Annotated in this window: 14 protein-coding genes; 11 read left to right on the top strand and 3 right to left on the bottom strand. The window is 54.8% G+C overall.

Features of this window, described 5'->3' with window-relative positions:
• The first annotated feature begins 12 nt into the window (after positions 1-12).
• The 9 genes from ACWI0H_RS17700 to ACWI0H_RS17660 all read left to right on the top strand — a co-directional run bounded on the left by ACWI0H_RS17700 (position 13) and on the right by ACWI0H_RS17660 (position 11,206).
• The gene (locus tag ACWI0H_RS17700; protein ID WP_485874088.1) at positions 13-1,473 is read left to right on the top strand and encodes a tetratricopeptide repeat protein; all 1,461 of its coding nucleotides are present in this window, start codon (positions 13-15) and stop codon (positions 1,471-1,473) included.
• Positions 1,466-2,491 carry a hypothetical protein gene (locus tag ACWI0H_RS17695; protein WP_485874087.1) on the top strand — a complete coding sequence of 342 codons (1,026 nt, stop codon included), beginning with the start codon at positions 1,466-1,468 and terminating at the stop codon, positions 2,489-2,491. The genes ACWI0H_RS17700 and ACWI0H_RS17695 overlap by 8 nt, the downstream gene beginning before the upstream one ends.
• A gap of 50 nt (positions 2,492-2,541) precedes the next feature.
• Positions 2,542-4,041: an ATP-binding protein gene (locus ACWI0H_RS17690; RefSeq protein WP_485874086.1), complete on the top strand. Its 1,500-nt coding sequence runs from the start codon at positions 2,542-2,544 to the stop codon at positions 4,039-4,041.
• The gene (gene pglX, locus ACWI0H_RS17685) at positions 4,038-6,347 is read left to right on the top strand and encodes a BREX-1 system adenine-specific DNA-methyltransferase PglX (RefSeq protein ID WP_485874085.1); all 2,310 of its coding nucleotides are present in this window, start codon (positions 4,038-4,040) and stop codon (positions 6,345-6,347) included. The genes ACWI0H_RS17690 and pglX overlap by 4 nt, the downstream gene beginning before the upstream one ends.
• Positions 6,348-6,434: 87 nt before the next feature.
• Positions 6,435-7,796: an IS1380 family transposase gene (locus ACWI0H_RS17680; protein WP_365171955.1), complete on the top strand. Its 1,362-nt coding sequence runs from the start codon at positions 6,435-6,437 to the stop codon at positions 7,794-7,796.
• On the top strand, positions 7,790-8,566 hold the full coding sequence (locus ACWI0H_RS17675) for a Crp/Fnr family transcriptional regulator (protein ID WP_485874084.1): 777 nt from the start codon (positions 7,790-7,792) through the stop codon (positions 8,564-8,566). Before ACWI0H_RS17680 ends, ACWI0H_RS17675 begins: the two co-directional genes overlap by 7 nt.
• Positions 8,567-8,747: 181 nt before the next feature.
• Entirely contained in the window at positions 8,748-9,236 is a 489-nt protein-coding gene (locus ACWI0H_RS17670) for a hypothetical protein (protein WP_485874083.1), read from the top strand.
• Between the two features lie 172 nt (positions 9,237-9,408).
• On the top strand, positions 9,409-10,422 hold the full coding sequence (gene thpD, locus ACWI0H_RS17665) for an ectoine hydroxylase (protein WP_485874082.1): 1,014 nt from the start codon (positions 9,409-9,411) through the stop codon (positions 10,420-10,422).
• A gap of 118 nt (positions 10,423-10,540) precedes the next feature.
• Positions 10,541-11,206, top strand: coding sequence for a fumarylacetoacetate hydrolase family protein (locus tag ACWI0H_RS17660; RefSeq protein WP_008959980.1), 666 nt, complete (start codon positions 10,541-10,543; stop codon positions 11,204-11,206).
• Between the two features lie 160 nt (positions 11,207-11,366).
• On the opposite strand, the gene speA is transcribed toward ACWI0H_RS17660, so the two are convergent.
• Together speA and ACWI0H_RS17650 are read right to left on the bottom strand one after the other, a co-directional pair.
• A complete protein-coding gene (speA, locus tag ACWI0H_RS17655) occupies positions 11,367-13,307 on the bottom strand; it encodes a biosynthetic arginine decarboxylase (protein ID WP_008959979.1) in 1,941 nt (646 codons plus the stop codon).
• Positions 13,304-14,263: a homoserine kinase gene (locus tag ACWI0H_RS17650; protein WP_485874081.1), complete on the bottom strand. Its 960-nt coding sequence runs from the start codon at positions 14,261-14,263 to the stop codon at positions 13,304-13,306. The genes speA and ACWI0H_RS17650 overlap by 4 nt, the downstream gene beginning before the upstream one ends.
• A 184-nt stretch (positions 14,264-14,447) precedes the next feature.
• Here ACWI0H_RS17650 and polA point away from each other — a divergent pair, with 184 nt between their 5' ends.
• Complete coding sequence (gene polA, locus ACWI0H_RS17645) at positions 14,448-17,237, top strand: DNA polymerase I (protein ID WP_485874080.1); 2,790 nt, start codon at positions 14,448-14,450, stop codon at positions 17,235-17,237.
• A 79-nt stretch (positions 17,238-17,316) separates the two neighbouring features.
• Here the strand turns inward: polA and ACWI0H_RS17640 are convergent, their stop codons facing one another.
• Positions 17,317-18,342: a Fe(3+) ABC transporter substrate-binding protein gene (locus ACWI0H_RS17640; RefSeq protein ID WP_101147601.1), complete on the bottom strand. Its 1,026-nt coding sequence runs from the start codon at positions 18,340-18,342 to the stop codon at positions 17,317-17,319.
• A 229-nt stretch (positions 18,343-18,571) separates the two neighbouring features.
• On the opposite strand from ACWI0H_RS17640, the gene ACWI0H_RS17635 reads away from it, so the two are divergent.
• A complete protein-coding gene (locus ACWI0H_RS17635) occupies positions 18,572-19,675 on the top strand; it encodes an ABC transporter ATP-binding protein (RefSeq protein ID WP_485874079.1) in 1,104 nt (367 codons plus the stop codon).
• Positions 19,676-19,684 lie beyond the last annotated feature (9 nt).

Raw genomic sequence — 19,684 nt, 5'->3', positions numbered from 1 at the left:
AGGGACTTCTACATGAATTTTAAACGAAAAAAAATTGTGACGGTCGGCACCTCTTTAGCACTTGTAAGTGCACTCACATTGCCTCCTCTTTCGGCGAATACTGCACCAGTAGTTGAGCACACTGGCTTTGGCGACGTATACGCAACCTCATTTTTTGATAAGTCCTATTCAGTTCCCATTATGATGGCGGGCCTGGCGGTAGTAGCCAGTGGTGCTGCAGTTGTTACCACTATGACCGCAGGGACGGGGGCGCCTGCAGCACTTGCTGGCGTAGGTACCACAGCTGCATGGATAGGCGGTAATGTACCCGGTGCCTATATGGTTGGGTTATCGACCGTTGGCGGTTTTTTCGGGGGGAATGCCGTTCTAGGCGCTGCTATTCTAAATGGCGCGGCGGCGGCTATCATTGCCACCACGGGTGGTAGCATAGTGGGGGTTACAATTGCAGGCACTGCATACTTGGTAGATGGCTTCAATTATGTAAAAAAGCAAGAAACAGAAGAGCTTGTCTTTTTGACGACATTAAAATTAGCGCCCGAAACAGGCTCGGCAGCGACTCAGGACGCTGTCGAAAGAATTATATCGCTTGAAAGTGAGGTGATGGAGCTTGCCGAAGAGGTGGCGAATAAAGAGCTCGTCATGGCAACTGAGACTGCCAGTTTGAGTATGCTTCAACCAAAACTTGGCGAACTTGCATTAGGTATTCATCAGCTGGCCTACGAGAGTAAAGATTTGCGCCTTGAGCAAGAGATACGCGTATCTCAGCTGCAATCACTTAAGAGTAACCAAGTAGAGGCACTTGAGCGTATTTTGGCTGATGGCTCTCATCGGCAAGGCGATATTCTGGCCCTTTCTTTGATTGCTTGGAACGAGCACCGCTACGACCTTTTCCAGCGAGCGATAGCAGCGCTGACGCCAGCAGATGTGGACGACACTAGCTTCTATCATTATCTCAAGGCCTTGTCCGCAGTCTCAGCCGACGATTTACAAAGTGCTGAGCGTGAGTTATCGAATTCAATGTTAGCAGGGCCTTACGCCTTAGAGCCGGTGACTCTCAGAGCCATCCTGTTGGGTGAGGACTTCGAAAGAAATAAGTATCGACTAGATGAACTGGCTTTCTTCGCCCAAAACCATTTTGATGCCAATAACTATAAGACAGGCCTGAAGCTCCCTTCGCTATATTTTCGCCTTGGTTCAATCTACTTCCAGAACGAACGCTATGAAAAAGCCAAAGAATATTTTGTGCGAGCGCATGGTGAGTTAGGCATCATGCAACGTAGTAGTCTAATTGGGAGCGTTGGTTTGGGTGATCAAGAGCTTTCCCACTTGATTCAAGCCAATATCGCCAATGCGGATTATATGCTTGGCAACATTGAAGAAGCTGACGCCTTGATGGCGGAGATTACCGGAAGGCTGGATGAGCAAGAGGCTGCTGCTGTGATGGGGTTATATGAAGGTAGCTTCCATGACTAGCCGTAGCCTAGCGTTATGGGTGTCGGCGTTTAGCCTGTCATACGCCCTAAGTGCCTCTGCGTTTCCTAATCCACAGTCGGTACGCGAAGGATATCAAGGCCTTAAGGTCATGATTACGGGTACACGGACTGTCAGCCAACATCCGCGGTCGATGGCGCGAGGCGTTTCTGTGGCGCATGTTGTGTACCGCTCTATGCAGTCAGGTGACACCAGCAATGACCTGCGGCAGTTACTTACCTTGGCTCAGGCCCGAGGGGATATATCGCTCACCCAAGTGACTCGCTTAGGCGCTGCTTATAGGGCTGTGGGAAATAATGCACCTAGTTTGCTTGCTCGTTGCCTTAACTCGCTTGGTTGTGATCACCAATCGTTTCTTATCACCCAGCAGCGCTCTTCGCTGCACCGGCTTATGAGTTGGCAACTGCCCCATCTCTCACCAACAGCCGTTAACCACAAAGTGGGTGAACTTAACGAACGCGTCATGAATGCGTACTACACCTCCTCCGGTTGGCGGCAGCTGCCGGGTGAGGTGGGGCGTAACGGTATTGATGGGTTGTTTGTGAAGTATCGCCGCGATGGCAGTATCCGAGACGTGCTGGTATCTGAAAGCAAATACAATTTCTCGCCATTGGGAAATACCCAGCATGGCCGACAAATGTCACAGCAGTGGACGTTAAGAAAAATTGATAACCTTTATCGTACGACGGGAGACGCTCGCTATCTGGAAGTAAGGCGTTTTGTTGAGCAAGGAACCCATCGTAATATTTTATGGCGTTTAATGCCCTCTGCAGATAGCAACAGCGCTTACATCATTCAGCGTCAGCGTATACGGGATGACTCAGGCATATTGGCCTTTGACAATATTCGTGGCGGTCATCGCATGCTAGTAGATCGCGCAGCCAATCAGACCATTGATACTGCCCAACCCGTTAATGCCTTCCATTCCACCATGGCACGTCATATCCAAGGTGCTTTTGACGACATTGTGGCTCAAGAGCAAGCACGTATTCGTCGCTAATTAGCAGCATTGCCTGACAAAGTGTATTACGACATCAATAAGGATGTGACATGACCGCCGCGACCATTGAACAGCGCCTAAGCGAGCCTGAAGGCAAGCAGCTTGAATTCAAGCGCGACCTGTCATCGCCCAAGCCGATATTGAAAACCTTGGTCGCTTTTGCCAACACGGCAGGTGGCCAACTGATCATTGGTGTTGACGACGACGGTACGGTGCTAGGCGTGGATGATCCGCTGGATATGGAAGAGCGTCTTACCAGCATGATCGCGGATGCCATTCACCCCCGGCTACTGCCTAATATTGAACTGGTGAGTGTGGGAGAACATACCTTGGTGTGCATTGAGGTGTTTTTGAGTAGCGCACGCCCACACTTTTTCAAAGCGCTTGGCGAAGAAAACGGTGTGCTGGTGCGGCTTGGTTCCAGCAATCGGCAGGCGGGGCTGGCCCTCATTCAAGAAATGCAGCGCCAAGCGAGCGGAACCACCTTTGATGTTCAGGCCATGCCCGAGCTGAGCCGTGACGACCTTGACCAAAACGCCATACAGCAAGCCTTTCGCAGCGAACAACTGCTTGATGACAATAAGCTTCGCACGTTACGGCTACTTGTCTCGTATCAAGGTCGCCTGGTACCCAGCGTGGGCGGAATTTTGCTGTTTGGCCGCGAGCGCCAATGGCACTTTGAAGATGCCTGGATTCAGTGTGGGCGTTTTCGCGGCACCGATAAGGTTGAGATTTTCGACCAGACAGATATTCACGCGCCGTTACCCCAAGCGGTTGATGACATCGAGCTGTTTCTCAAAAAACATGCTTTCAAGCAGGCAGAGTTTGGCGCCATGCGTCGCCGCGATGTGTGGAGTATCCCGCTGACCATCCTGCGTGAAGCGATTATTAACGCCTTGGTACACAGCGACTACTCCCAAAGGGGCAGCCCTATACGCATTGCGTTTTTTGATGACCGTATCGAGATTGAAAGCCCAGGACTACTGATGCCCGGCATGACCATTGAAGATATGAAACGCGGCGTCTCCATGATTCGCAACCCAGTGATTGCCCGCGTATTTCGTGAGCTTGGCCTGATTGAGCAGTGGGGCAGCGGCGTAAAGCGTATTTTTGCCGAGGCCGCCGCCCAGGGGCTGCCAGAGCCGCGCATTGAGGAGGTGGCCAACCGGCTTCGCTTTATTGTGCCGCTTGAACAACGGCATGCTGGCCAAGGAGTGACCCAGTCACGGCCCAAGTCACGGCCCAAGTCACGGCCCAAGTCACGGCCCAAGTCACGGCCCGAGTCACGGCCCGAGTCACGGCCCGAGTCAGCCCTGGCCGATAAGATACTTCAATGCCTGGCCGACCGGCCCCTGGGTAAAGCCGAGATTGCCAAGTCCTTTGGTCACAAGGGCGTTTCGGGGCAGCTGAAAAGGCAAATGACGTGGTTGCAGAATCAGCAGCTTATCGAAATGACGCTGCCCGAAAAGCCCAATAGCCGCCTTCAACAATACCGCTTAACGCCTAAAGGCCAGCGCTTTTTGCAAGACACTTTCAAGGATTCACAATGAACACCGCCAACATCAAAAAATACGCCCCCAAAGCCCGCGCCCGCTTTATCGACACCATGACGCGTCAGGCGGCTCGTGTGGGCATTAGCCCAGATGGCAAAGGCGGTGTGGTGATTGCCCCCCTAGAGCAAAAGGGCGATGTGTTGGTGATGTCCGCTCAGGATGGCCAAACCCACACCGTGCCCGCCCACCTAAAGCGCGCACGGGAAGCGCTGGCCGCGTGGGTGCAGCGCGATGGCTTTACCCAAGCGATAGAGCAGGCCGCCTATAGCTGGTTCAATCGCCTGTGCGCCATTCGCTATATGGAGATTCACGGCTACCTAGACCACGGTCGCCGCGTGCTGAGTGGGGCAGGGGGCGAAGCCGGGCAGTTCCAGATTCTGGAGGAATGCTTAGAGGTAGACCTGCCAGGGCTAGACACCGCCCGCGTGCGCGAACTTAAGCTCGACGGCACCCAGGATGAAACCCTCTACCGCGAGCTGCTGCTGGCCCAGTGCCACGCCCTGCATGAGGCCATGCCGTTCCTGTTCGAACCGCTGGACGACGCCAGCGAACTGCTGCTGCCCAACAACCTGACCAAAACCGATTCGCTGATCCGCGAGCTGGTGGAAGCGATTCCCGAAGACGACTGGCAGGACGTAGAAGTGATTGGCTGGCTCTATCAGTTCTACATCAGCGAGAAAAAAGACCAGGTGATCGGTAAGGTGGTGAAAAGCGAAGACATCCCCGCCGCCACCCAGCTGTTCACCCCTAACTGGATCGTTCAATACCTGGTGCAGAACTCGGTAGGCCGCCAGTGGCTGCAAACCTACCCAGGCTCGCCACTCAAAGGCGAGATGCCGTACTACATCGAGCCCGCCGAGCAGGAGCCCGAGGTGCAGGCTCAGTTGGATGCGATCACCCCGGCCAGCCTCGACCCCGAAACCATCAAGGTGCTCGATCCCGCCTGCGGCTCCGGCCATATTCTGGTGGAAGCCTACAACGTGCTGAAGGCGATCTACGAAGAGCGTGGCTACCGCACCCGCGACATTCCCAAGCTGATTCTGGAAAACAATCTGTTCGGCCTGGATATCGACGACCGCGCCGCCCAGCTGGCGGGCTTTGCGCTGTTGATGAAAGCCCGCGAAGACGACCGCCGCATTCTCACCCGCAACGTGCGCCTAAACGTGCTGGCGATGCAAAGCAGCCAGCACCTGGATGCCAATACCCTATGGCGCGATCTCAACCTGACCGGCGACTGGCACCAGGGCCAATCCCAAAACCTGTTTGATAGCGAACAGCAAGACCTTTCCAGCAACGATGCTACTTACAAACTGATGGCCGACTTGATTGAGCGCTTTCAAGATGCCAAAACCTTCGGTTCGCTGATTGAAGTGCCCAATGAATGGGAAGTGCCGCTGAAAGCACTGCTGGAGGAACTGAGCGAACTCACCAACAGCGGCGATATGATGCAAAAAGCAGCCGCCCAGCGGTTGGTGCCGATGGTGCAGCAGGCTTGGGTATTGGCCCAGCGGTATGAGGCGGTGGTGGCGAACCCGCCATATATGGGCAGCAAGTATCAAACGCCAGTGGTGAAGAAATACTTGAAAGATGCCTACAAAGGCTACGAAAAAGATCTATTTTCGGCCTATATCGTCCGCAATCTAGACTTTGCCAAGGAGCATGGCCAGCTTGGCTTTATGACGCCCTTCGTCTGGATGTTTATTTCCAGTTACGAGCAGCTCCGTAAGCGCCTAATTGAAGAAGATGTCATCACCAGCCTGATCCAACTGGAATACTCCGGTTTTGATGGAGCAACGGTGCCAATTTGTACCTTCACGCTGAACAAAGGCCATATCGCCAGTTACACCGGCAGCTATATTCGCTTGTCTGATTTTCGCGGTTCAGCCAATCAAGGTCCGAAGACGCTTGAAGCCATTCAGAACCGCGACTGTGGCTGGTTCTATGAGGCTAAGCCGGATGATTTTAAGAAGATTCCGGGGAGTCCCGTTAGCTATTGGGTTAGTGACAAAATCAGAGGCCTATTCGAAAATTTTCCTGCAATATCAGAGATTCTAGAAGTTACTGGAGGGATGACAACAGCCGATAATGATAGATTCATCCGGCTCTGGCATGAAGTATCAAAAGATAACAGTAACTTTTCAGCCAAATCTCGTGATGCGGCAAAGTTGTCAAACAAAAAATGGTTTCCTTACAATAAAGGTGGGGGCTACCGGAAATGGTTTGGAAATCGCGATTATGTAGTCAATTGGCAAAATGATGGGCAAGAAATAATAAAAACTGGGAGGGCTTATCCAAGAACCTGAATCCGTGAGACCGGCCCCCGGAAGCACTTCTAACCCACTGACCTGCATGGCAATATAGCCATTATCGCCATTCACCCAGACAGTGCCATGCCCAACATAAAGTTCCGCGCCAGTCGCCGCACTCTCACCAGCCACGCCGGGCTGTCCATCATCGGGCAATGCTTCGAGATCGCTGGCGTCGACAGCATCGACAGCCGCTTCCCCACCACGCTGGGCATGCGCACCAGTGACGTGATCAAGAGCTACCTGGGCCTGCTGTGTCTGGGCATGAGCGACTATGACGCTGTCGAGAACTTCCGCCGCGACAAGCCCTTCCAACAACTGCTGACCCTGCAGAAGGTGCCGAGCGCGGCGACGCTGCGACAGCGGCTGGAGAAACTTGCCGCCAACGACCTGCAGGCGCGCACCGCCACCTGGTCCACGACCCTGCTGTCACTGATCGAAGCACCGATCACCGCCGAGACGACGCACGTCTGCCTGGACATCGACACCTTCGTCATGGACAACAGCAACTCGAAGAAGGAAGGCGTCTCGCGGACCTACCAGAAGGTCGATGGCTACACCCCGATCGCCGCCTATCTGGGCAACGAAGGGTGGTGCCTGGGTCTGGAACTGCGGCCTGGCAAGCAGCACACCATGAAGGAGAGCAACGCCTTCCTGGAGCGGGTACTGCCTCGCGCCCAATGCCTGACCAAGCAACCGATCCTGTTACGCGAGGACAGCGGCTTCGACAGCCAGGCGCACCTGGCGCTTCTCGAACAGCAACGCCAGGTCTTTGCCGACGAGGGGCGCCGGCTCGACTATGTCGTCAAATGGAACCCGCGCGGCTCGGCCACGGCTGATCGAGATACCTGGCTGGCGGTGGCGGCGGACTACTGGGAAGAGCTGCGTCCTGGCAAGCGCCAGGCGCTGTGGCCGCAGACCGTCTCGATCCACGACGACAACAAGACCGAATACGTCGTCCAACGCGTGATGCGCCTGGTAGAGCGCACCGCCGATCGCGATGGCCAGTTGCTGCTCGAACCGGACTATGAGTTGGAAGGCTGGTGGACCAGCCTGGACGAGGCGCCGGAGGCGGTGATCAAGCGCTACCAGGCGCATGCCACCCATGAGCAGTTTCACAGCGAGATCAAGACCGATCTCGACCTGGAGCGCTTGCCGTCCGGCAAGTTCGCCACCAACGATCTGATCCTGCATCTCGCCCAGTTGGCCTACAACATCCTGCGCCTGATGGGACAGCTAGGCATGACCGGCGAGCTGAGCCCGGTTCGCCACCCGGCCAAGCGGCGCCGGCTGCGCACCGTGCTACAAGAGTTGGTGCACCGTGCGGCTCTCGTGATTCACAAGGCACGGCAGATCATCCTCGACTTCGGGCAGGATATCGGGCGCATGACGGTGCTCAAGACGCTGCGGAGCCGACTGCGTTATCCACGAGGAACGCCATGCTGACCGTCAATCGGCGACACTCTATCCACAAGCAGTTCCAAGCGACACGCGATCGCCAGATATGTCGTGCCTGGCGGGTGGAAAGGCATGACAAAACGGGCCGTCAGCACCGATCAGCACGGTGGGTTTTGGCAATAACGGGCTTGCGAAAGCCAACTTGCACGGGGCGAATGATCAAAAAGTGCTCGCTGGCGGTGATAGGGAAAGTGTCGGCGCCGGCTTCACGGATTCAGGATACTTTTAAAAGTCATGGGCAAGATATATGTAATGTCTACATGCCGGGCGATATTGTTGGCTTGCGAGAAAGTTTTTTCGATAATCATGATATTACGATACTGGGGTTACAGAACTGTCAGTTAGATAAGGTTTCTGTTAATGAAGTGCATGATTTGTTTAAAGAAAATGCAGATATAAGAAGGGCTGTCGTTTCTTATATCATGGTTAATGATAATATTACTATTGAAAGGCTTAGAAGTTGTACACATCATAAGGCAGAAGAGCGCGTTGCGCATTTTTTACTTGAAATATACGCAAGGTATAATTTTAAAAAGCTGATTGATTCGAATGTCTTCTCTTTTCCTATTACGCAAGAGGTGGTAGGTGAGCTGTTAGGTATTACCAGCGTTCATGTTAGTAGGTGCATGACTTCTTTAGAACAAAAAAAATTGATTAGAAAAAGTAGGAATACTATTAAGCTATTAGAGCCAGAGTTATTGGCAGAATATACCGGGTTCGATGAGAATATTATTTACGGGCATCTTCGCTTGTTTTGAGTTCGTTCGTTTTGAATAAGTAGAATCCTATGATTGAGAATTATTATGAATTGGTGATGGCGTTTGTGAAGTAGGCACTTTTTAAATCTGGGTGGTTTTTGCCCAGCTATTTTTTCTATCGTTTAAGCGCCAGCGGCGAGCTCGTTTTATTATTCATACGGAAGGCTACGACTGTAGCGGTATGAAGCTCGCTTTTACGAATATGGCGGCTGAACCTGTTTATGTAAGGAATGTGTTCTTTAGTATTGAGGGCGGTCAGGATAAACAAGTTTACAATCTTGACGATTTACATGGAGAAAGGCTTTTTAAAAAAGAAGTTGACGGTATCGATAAGTGGGAATATCAAGGCACTATTCTTCCTGGAAGCTGTGTCAAACTAGAGGTGGGCGGTATATTTTATCCTTGTCTTTCAAAGAAGGAAGAAGAAGCTAAGCAAGATGCCATTCATATTGAGCCGGGCGACAATATTAATATATTTGTTGTCTTTTTTCATGGATCAGATAAGAGGCTGTTAGGCGCTTCTCGGCATTTTAAATTTTTTAAATCGTCAATAGGCGATTTTTTTAAGCCGTTAAGTTGGAACACAACCTCTTGGTCTACTGTTCATGAGCGGAAAAAGCTGATGGGGGCCTTAAGGCAGGAAAGAAAAGATTACCCAGGGTTTAGCTAACGTATAAAATTTAACTAGCGCAAATAAACGCCGATAAAGGAAGCTTCAATTTTTTTCACGTAACACACGTTATGAAAAGCGTTATTAACCCTTGCAAGCTGATTTTGTTTGTCTACGCTATCCCCTGCAACATCATTCGATTTGAAACCTAATCATACAAGGAGTGGATTAGATGACAGTCAAAAGCACACCGCTAAATGCTGTAAACGCACATAAGCAATATAGCGAAATGGCAGATACACCTAATGTTCAGCGTGCACAGGTTCAAAGCAAACAGGTTCAAAGCGAACAGGTACAGGATGCCTACCCGTCGCGCTTAACCAATACACCTGAGAGAACCTGGCTGCCGCGACAAGATGCGGTCGTGAAAGGTCGCCAGCTTTCCGGCCCCTTAAGCCAAGCGCAGCTTGATGAGTTCGAGCGCAAAGGGTTTCTGTTTATTCCCAACCTCATTGAAGGCGCGGAGCTTGATGAGCTGCGTCAAGAAATGACGGCGCTGATGAGTAACGATGAGTACCGCAATAAAGATTTCAGCGTGACAGAGCCAGAAAGCCAGGAAATCCGCTCACTCTTTGCGGTGCATTTCCTCTCTGAACGCTTGGGTGAACTGGCCAGCGACGAGCGGGTAGCGGGCGCTGCGCGTCAAATTATTGGCGATGATCCCTACGTGCATCAGTCGCGGATCAATTATAAGCCGGGGTTTGCCGGTAAGGGGTTTAACTGGCACTCCGATTTTGAAACCTGGCATGCGGAAGATGGCATGCCGGCGATGCATGCAGTGAGTGCTTCGTTGATCTTGACCGATAACCACGAGTTCAATGGGCCGTTAATGTTGATTCCCGGTTCGCACAACAAGTTTGTGCCGTGCCTGGGTGAAACGCCAGAGGATAACCACAAAAGCTCGCTGAAAGCGCAGGAAGTGGGCGTACCAAGCCCGGAAGCGCTAACCGAGCTAGTGGCTGAACACGGTATTGAAGCGCCGAAGGGTAAAGCGGGTGGCTTGCTGCTGTTCGATTGCAATACGCTACATGCGTCGAATGCCAATCTTTCGCCTGACCCACGTAGTAACGTGTTCTTTGTTTTTAATCGTCGCGATAATCGTTGCGATGCGCCCTATGCGGCAGCTAAGCAGCGCCCTGATTTCTTGGCTCACAGCCTTGACCAGCAGGCGCAGCAGTATCGCTAATGAGTGGTGGGGGAACAAATTGATGGCTGAAGGTTGTGGAACCTTCGTCTAGGTGGGGTAAACTGTTGCGCCTGTCGTTGCGAATGCGGCACGCATAATGAGAAGGAGAATACCCGCCATGCGTTTTGTTCTACAGTTCACCGATGGCCAGGAGTTTCCCCACGCGTTGGGCAAAGTTGTCTGCATCGGCCGCAATTATGCCGACCATGCGAAAGAGTTGGACAATCCGGTTCCTACAGAGCCGTTGCTGTTTATTAAACCGGCTTCCAGCGTCGTGGATCTAAGTAAGCCCTTAGATCCGCCGTTTTCACGGGGCGATGTTCATTATGAAGCAGAGCTTGCTCTGTTAGTGGGCGAAACCTTAACCCATGCCACTATGGATGAAGCCGAGCGGGCGATTGTCGGTATCGGCTTGGCGATGGATTTAACCTTACGTGATGTGCAGACGACGCTTAAAGAGAAGGGCCATCCTTGGGAAATCGCCAAAGCCTTTGATGGCGCCTGCCCGCTTTCGTCGTTTTTGCCGTTAAGCCGGGTGCCCAATTGGAATGCGCTGGCTTTCACGCTTGAGATTGATGGTGAAGAGCGCCAGCACGGCGAGGGGGCTGATATGATTTTTGCTATCCCGTCCCTGGTGGCCGAAATGAGCCGCCACTTTACCCTCGAACCGGGTGATGTCATTTTGACCGGTACGCCCTCAGGCGTTGGCAAACTCGTTCGCGGCTCGTCACTGCGCTTAACCTTGACCGGTGGTTTGGAAATCGAAACCAGCGTAGTTGAGTAGTTAAGCGAGCTGCGAGACCATTGAGGTATATGTTGAGTACGCCATCACCAAGGTTATTGTAAATTGTGACGACCAAAAGAAACGCCACCCCGCAATCAGGGTGGCGTTTCTTGTTTTAGCCGACAAAAACGTTCGCTAGGGCCAAGTGGCTCAAGCCGCGTTACTCAAGATACGTGTAGCCTTCCAACCCTTCGCTCAAGCTTGCCGCAAAGCGGGCTTGTTCATCGGCCGTAAAGCCGCTGGCGGCTAACTGGTCGGTGAGCTTTTGCTTAAGCACGTTGGCATTGAAGTTGACGTAGGCGAGCACTTGGGCCACTGAATCTCCCGCCAGCGGGTTGGAAAGTGTCCACTCGCCGTCGGCATTAAGCGCGGCATCGACAGAGTCGGTATCGCCGAACAGATTGTGCAGATCGCCAAGAATCTCCTGATAGGCACCTACCAGGAAGAAGCCTAACCAGCGCTCATCATCAGATGCCCATTCGGGCAGTGGCAGGGTACTCTCTACGCCCTGGCCATCGACATAGCTGTCGATGCGGCCATCGGAATCGCAGGTAATATCCTGAATCACTGCTCGGCGGGTTGGGGCTTGATCCAGCCCGCTGAGGGGCAGCACCGGGAAAATCTGCTCAATGCCCCACACATCAGGCACCGATTGGAACAGCGAGAAGTTGACGAACAGCTTGTCGGCCAGCTTCTCCGCTAGCTCGTCCATGATTTCACGGTGGGCACGGTTGCGGGTGTCAAGCTGAGTGCGCAGCCGCGCGCAGGCAGCCATGTAGACGCGTTCGCCTTCCGCGCGGGCGGTAATATCACTCAGGCCCATCACAAAACGGTCCTGCAATTCGCTAACCGCCTGAAGCAGGTCGTGCCAGGCTTCCACTAGCATGCGTGGCTCTTGGTGCGTTGCCAACTGCTCAAACACCCGCCAGAGAAGCTCTACTTGGGCATCTTCCTGGCTCTCTTCTTGGCCCTCTCCTAGGGAATAGCGTTCAGGCGGCGTGTCATCAATACGCTCTTCGCCAATCACGTTGGTGATCAGCACCGCGTGGTGGGCGGTTAGCGCGCGGCCGGATTCGCTGATGAGATGCGGCTGGGGCAGGTCGGCCTCTTGGCATAGCTGTGCAAAGGCACTGACGACATTGCGCGCGTATTCGCGCATCGAATAGTTGGCCGAGCAGAAACTGCGCGAGCGGGTACCTTCGTAATCAATTCCTAAGCCGCCGCCTACATCCACGGTATCGATGGGCGCGCCCAGCTGCATCAGGTTTTGATAGAAACGGGCACACTCGCGCAGGCCACGCTGGATATCGCGGATGTTGGCGATCTGCGAGCCCAAGTGGAAGTGCACCAACTGCAAACTTTCCAGCGCGTCCTCGCGACGAAGGGTGTCTACCACCTCGAGAATCTGGCTGGCGGTCAGCCCGAACTTGGATTTTTCACCGCCGGTATTCTGCCATTTGCCTTTGCCCACCGAGGCAAGGCGGGCGCGCAGGCCAATACGAGGGGTAACGTCGAGTTCGCGGGCCTCTTCCAGGATCATCTGCAGCTCGGAGAGCTTCTCGACCACCAAATAAACCTTATGGCCGAGCTTCTCCCCCAGCAGCGCCAGGCGCACGTACTCGCGGTCTTTGTAGCCATTACAAACGATCAGCGAGGAGCCGCCATCGGAGAGCGCCAGCACCGCCAGCAACTCTGGCTTGCTGCCCGCTTCCAGCCCCACGCGGCCACTCCCGCGCTCAGCGGTAGCCAGAATCTCTTCCACTACGCGGCGCTGTTGATTCACTTTGATGGGGTAAACGGCGGTGTAACCACCTTGATAATCGCAATCGCTCATGGCGGCATCAAAGGCGCCACACAGCTGTTCGACCCTGTCATGGAGAATATCGCTAAAGCGCACCAGTACCGGCAGGCGTAGACCGGCGCTTTGTAGTTGACGCACCAGCCCACTCAGCGGCAGCGCCGGGCCTTCTGCATCGCTACCCAGCGGACGGACCAGGGCTTGGCCGTGGTCATCGACATCAAAGTAGCCGCTGCCCCATTGATCGATATTCCAGGTGCGCCGAGCGCGCAGCGCAGGGCTAGTAGTGGCCGTCACACTCATGCAGTTACCTCAGGCAGCGGCAGCGCACCGTGGGCGATGCGCGCCGTTAAAATAGTACGGAAACGCTCCGGGTCGTGGGGCGTTAAATCATGCGCTGGCGGGTCAACGTAAACCACCAGCAGGCGCGATAACCAATAACGCAGCGCCGTCATGCGCAGCATGGTGGGCCATAGCTCGCGCTCATCCGTCGTTAATGGTCGGCGTGCCAGATAGGCGCTCAATAGCGTATCGTAACGCTCTGCGTTAAGCGTACCGTCGTCGTTGGAAGCCCAGTCGTTGATCACAATCGCCAGGTCGAACAGCAGGTCGCCGGTGCAACCGTTATAAAAGTCGATAATACCGCCCAACTGATCACCCTCAAAGAGGGTATTATCGCGGAAAAGGTCACCGTGCAGAGCGCCTTGCGGCAGCTCATTGTGCTGAATAAAGGCGCCCTCAAAATCGTCGACTTGATCCTTCATCAAGGTTTGATCTGCCGGGCTTAGATAGCTCAGCACCTTGTGGTGCATCACATGCAGCCAGTTGAGATCCCGCGGGTTCGGGCGGTGGCCGGGAAAGCGTTTTGAGACCACATGCAGGCGGCCCAGGGTATCGCCCAGGGCGTGGCATTGCGCCAAGTTGGGCGCTTCTGGATGACGGCCGGGCAGGCGCGGAAACAGCAGCGCCGGTTTACCTTCCAGGCTGTGCAGCGCGATACCTTCGCGGTCATGTACCGTGCCGGGCACCGGCAGGCGGTGCTCGTCTAAATAGTCCAGCAGTTCCACAAAGAACGGCAGCTCTGCGTGCTCGCCCTGTTCGAACAGGGTCAAAACCAGCTCGCGACGGTCAGTGGTCACAAAAAATGTCGAATTTTCTGTGCCGCCCGCCACTCCCTGTAGGGAAACGAAGCTGCCAACATCAAATTTTTCTAAGAACGCGGCGACCTGTGCGTCGCTAAGCGGGGTGAATACAGCCATGAATGTCTCGCCCAGGTTGCTAAGCCCATTATTGTAGCGGCTTGGTAGCTCAGTTGGCAGCGTTGTTGTCACTGTAAATGTGGCAGCACCAGTTTGGCCCTGCAGGCAGCCCGCGCAACGCGTATTATGTGAGCAACTATTTTCGCCACTCTCTTCAGCACTTTTTCAACAATGGAACTTGGTTATGGCTCGCGCTCCGATCGTTCTCGTCGATGGCTCCTCTTACCTTTATCGTGCGTTTCACGCGCTGCCGCCGCTTACGACCTCTAATGGTCAGCCTACCGGCGCGGTGAAGGGCGTGTTGAACATGCTCAAACGGCTGATCAAGGATTATCCGCAAAGCCCGATGGCGGTGGTATTCGATGCCCCAGGCAAAACCTTCCGCGATGACATGTACAGCGACTACAAAGCGCATCGCCCGCCCATGCCGGATGACCTGCGCAGTCAGATCGCGCCGCTGCACGCCTGTGTAAAGGCGCTGGGCCTGCCGCTGCTATGCGTTGAAGGCGTCGAGGCCGACGATGTGATTGGCACCCTGGCGCACCACGCGACCCAGGCAGGGCGCGATGCGGTGATCTCTACCGGCGACAAGGACATGGCGCAACTGGTCAATGCCCACATCACGCTGGTCAACACCATGAAGGATGAAACCCTGGACGAAGCGGGCGTGGAGGAAAAGTTCGGCCTGCCACCTGCGCTGATCATCGATTTTCTCGCCCTGATGGGTGACAAGGTTGATAACATTCCCGGCGTACCCGGCGTGGGTGAAAAGACCGCCATTGGGCTGCTGCAAGGGATGGGCGGCGGGCTGGATACTATTTATAGCGATTTAGAGCGGGTAAAAACGCTCACCTTCCGCGGGGCGAAAACCCTGCCCAAGAAGCTTGAAGAGCATCGCGAACAGGCGTTTCTCTCCTATCAGCTGGCGACCATCAAGGTCGACTGCGATCTGCCGGTGGGCCTGGATGACCTGGATATCGCTCATCCCGACCGCGAAGCGCTAATGACGCTGTATAAAGAGATGGAGTTCCGTCAGTGGTTGGGTGAACTGCTGGAAGGCAAAGACGAAGGCGTCGATGACGTTAAAGGCGGCGAGCCTGCGCCCGCCAGCGCTGACGTGGCAGAGAGCGATGCCGAGGGTTCGGGCGCCGTTGCTAAAGGGGCTGCTCGTTTAGATCACGTCATTCTCGAACAAGCAGAATTTGAGCGCTGGCTAGAACGGCTACATGGTGCCGAGCGCTTCTGCTTCGACCTTGAAACCACCAGCCTCAACTACATGGATGCGGAAATTGTCGGCATCGGCGTGTCGCTGGAAGCGGGGGAGGCTGCTTATATTCCGGTTGCCCACGATTACCTGGATGCGCCCCAGCAGCTTGACCGTAAAGCGGTGCTAGCCGCGCTAAAACCATTGTTGGAAGACCCAACCAAAACCAAGATTGGTCAAAACCTCAAGTACGATATTTCGGTGCTGGCGAACTATGAGATCGCTGTCGTCGGTCCGTTTGCCGACACCATGCTGGCATCCTATGTGCTCAACTCCACCGCCACGCGCCATGATATGGATTCGCTGGCGTTGAAGTATCTGGGCGAAAAGACCATCTCCTTTGAAGACATCGCCGGCAAGGGCGCCAAGCAGCTGACGTTTAATCAGATTGCCCTGGAACAAGCCGTGCCTTACGCCTGCGAAGATGTCGATATCACCCTACGACTGCAACAAACGCTGCGCCCCCAGGTCGAAAACGAAGGGCGCTTGGCGGAAGTGCTGGATCATATCGAGCTGCCGTTGATCAAGGTGCTCTCGCGCATTGAGCGTAACGGTGTGGCCGTGGACGCTGAGCGACTTCACGAACAGAGCCAGCAGCTGGATCAGCGTATTCGCGAACTGGAGCGCGAGGCCTTTGAACTGGCCGGTCGGGAATTCAACCTGGGTTCGCCCAAGCAGTTGGGGCAGATTCTGTTTGAAGAGCAGAAAATCCCGGTGCTCAAGAAAACCCCGAAAGGTGCCCCCTCTACCGCTGAAGGGGTGCTGGAAGAGCTGGCGCTGGACTATCCGCTGCCCAAGGTCATCATGCAGCATCGTGGCCTTGCCAAGCTTAAATCCACCTACACCGATAAACTGCCGCGGCTGCTCAATAAAGCCACGGGCCGGGTGCACACCAGCTATCATCAGGCGGTTACCGCGACCGGGCGGCTGTCGTCATCAGACCCTAACCTGCAAAACATCCCTATTCGTACCGAAGAGGGGCGCAAAATTCGTCAGGCATTTATTGCCCGCCCTGGCTATCGGATTGTCGCCGCCGATTACTCGCAGATCGAGCTGCGCATCATGGCCCATCTTTCCGAAGATAAAGGCCTGCTGGAGGCGTTTGCCGAAGGACGCGATATCCATACCGCAACCGCGGCGGAAGTCTTCGGTACCTCCCTTGAAAAAGTCTCCGGCGACCAGCGACGCAGCGCCAAGGCGATCAACTTTGGCTTGATTTACGGCATGAGCGCCTGGGGGCTGGCGCGCCAACTGCGTATCGAACGTAATCAGGCCCAGACCTACATAGATCGCTACTTTGATCGCTACCCTGGTGTGGCCCGCTACATGGAGCGCATCCGCTCCCAGGCAGCTGAAGATGGCTTTGTTGAAACCGTATGGGGGCGGCGGCTTTACCTGCCGGAGATTCAGTCGCAGAACCGCAACCGTCGCCAAGGCGCCGAGCGTACCGCCATTAACGCGCCGATGCAGGGCACGGCTGCCGATATCATCAAGCAAGCGATGATCAACGTGGATGCGTGGCTGGAAGAGGGCGAGTTCGACGCACTGATGGTGATGCAGGTGCACGATGAACTGGTGTTTGAAGTGGCGGAGAAGCAGGTCGAGGCGTTTATCAAGCAGGTGCAAACACGCATGCAGGGCGCAGCTGCGCTAAAAGTGCCACTGATTGTCGAAGCGGAGAGCGGTGCCAACTGGGATGAAGCCCACTAACGCCCCAGTGTAACTATTGCCATAAACGAAAACCCCGCAGCCAGTGGCTACGGGGTTGGGCTAATCGGGCTGGTTAGGCTTAACGCCAGCCGACGCGATCAAAGATGCGGATAGCTTCAGGGTTATTGGTACCCAGTACGCTGATGTTAACGTCGTCCGTTTTGAAGTTGCCCCAGGATTCCAGCACCGGATCTTTCTTCACGCCTTCCACCACCGGGAACTCATTGTTGCCGGAAGCAAAGATCTCCTGAGCGGTGTCTGAGGCTAGGTACTCAAGGAAGCGGACCGCGTTTTCACGGTTAGGCGCGCCTTCCACAACCCCGGCGCCGCCTACGTTCACGTGGGTGCCGCGGTCATCCTGGTTGGGGAAGATGATCCCCACTTTGCGGGCGGCTTCGCGCTCGGCATCGTCGTCAGATTTCAGCAGGCGCACATAGTAATAGTGGTTCGCGACCGCGATATCGCACTCGCCGCTGGCCACACCCAGAATTTGGTCGGTATCACCACCTTCCGGGTCGCGCGCCATATTATTCACCACGCCCTGGGCCCACTCTTCAGCACCCTCTGCGCCGTGGTGCTCAATCATGGCCGCCAGCAGTGACTGGTTGTAAATGTTATTGGACGAGCGGATGCACACCTTGCCTTCAAACTGCGGGTCGGCAAGATCTTCGTAGCTGGTAATCTGGCTAGGGTCGAAGTTTTCGCGGTTGTAATAAATCGCCCGGGCGCGCTGGCTAAAGCCAAACCACAGGCCATCAGGGTGGCGCATGGCTTCGGGCAGGCGCTCATTAAGCACATCGGACTCGACGCTCTGGAAGATGCCTTCGTCTTCCGCGCGCCACAGGCGGCCTGCATCGACGGTAAGCATCACATCTGCGGGGCTTGCCACGCCTTCGCGCTGAATGCGCTCGATCAACTGGTCGGAGTCGCCTTCCAGGATGTTGACTTCGATGCCGGTCTCTTCGGTGAACGCATCGTAGAGGCGTTCGTCAGAGTCATAGTGGCGAGCAGAGTAGAGGTTGAGTTCATCTGCAGCGACCTGACCAGCAAACGTAGCGCCCACCATCATCGCTGCCATTGGAGCAACAAAGCGTACAGTTTTCATCAAGCACATCCTTATTTATTGAATGATAATAAGTTGCATTATTAACATCGTTATTGAAGCGTTTTGACTGCCTGACGTCAAGGCTTAGCATCTACGTAAAAGGTGTTACGTGCATAACCAGTGAATAAAAAATAGAATGCAAACAACTTTCAAACGTATTAAATCCGCGTTTAGGTTTTGACAAGCGCGGTTTGCGTACCTGAATCGTGTTAATTAACTGTGGTGATATATGACAGCAACCCTCAAGGTCGCCCCGATGGCGCCCAGTACAACGGCGTTGTCCCTTCACAATGTGTGCCATGCCTATGACGGCCATGCGGTTGTCAAAGGGGTGGATTTAAGCGTTGCACCGGGTGAAGTGGTTTGCCTGCTGGGCCCCTCCGGGTGCGGCAAGACCACGCTGCTGCGCATTGCAGCGGGGCTGGAAGTACTGCAAGAGGGCAGCGTAGCGCTGGAAGATATGACGATTGCTGCGCCGGGCCAGCGCCACATGCCGCCGGAAAAGCGCAATGTAGGGCTAGCGTTTCAAGACTCGGCGCTGTTCCCCCATCTCACCGTGCTGGAAAACGTTACCTTCGGACTGAAGCACTTGGCCTCCGGTCAGCGCCGTGAACGGGCCAAACAGCTGCTCGAACAGCTGGGCATGGCTGGTTATGTCGATGTCTACCCTCATATGCTCTCGGGCGGCCAACAGCAGCGGGTAGCCCTGGCGCGTGCGCTGGCGCCGTCACCGCGTCTGATGCTGTTGGATGAACCCTTCTCAAGCCTGGACGCGCGCCTGCGCGACCGTATCCGCGACGATACGCTGCACGTATTGAAAAAGGTCGGGGCGGCGACGCTGCTGGTGACCCATGACCCTGAAGAGGCCATGTTCATGGCAGACCGCATCGCGCTGATGCGCGATGGGCGAATCGTGCAGACAGGAACACCGCGAGAGCTTTACTGCGCGCCGCAAGACCCCTTTGTGGTGACCTTTTTCGGCGATGTGAATGAGCTGCAGGGCAAGGTACACAACGGCATGGTGAGCACACCGGTAGGGCGGGTGCCTGCGGTGGGGCTAGCTGAAGGCAGTGATGCTCAGGTAATGATTCGCCCCGAGGCACTGCGTATTGTAGAGCGCGACCTGCCGGCGGATGCTCATCGCCATAGCCATGTGGTCATGGCGAAGCTGCTGGGGCGCACTAGCCTATTGCACCTGTGTGCCCATGGCGAGAATGGCCTTGAAGCCCACCTGCACGCCCGTGTACCTGGGGTATTTCTACCCGCGGAGGGGCAGCCGGTGGATATTCACCTCGATCTTTCCCAGGTGTTTGTTTTTCCGCTCTCTACCTAGGGCTAACTA

The organism is Halomonas sp. NYA30 (assembly GCF_976980765.1).
The sequence above is the reverse complement of the archived record's forward strand: the minus strand, read 5'-3'. Positions and strand labels throughout refer to the sequence as shown.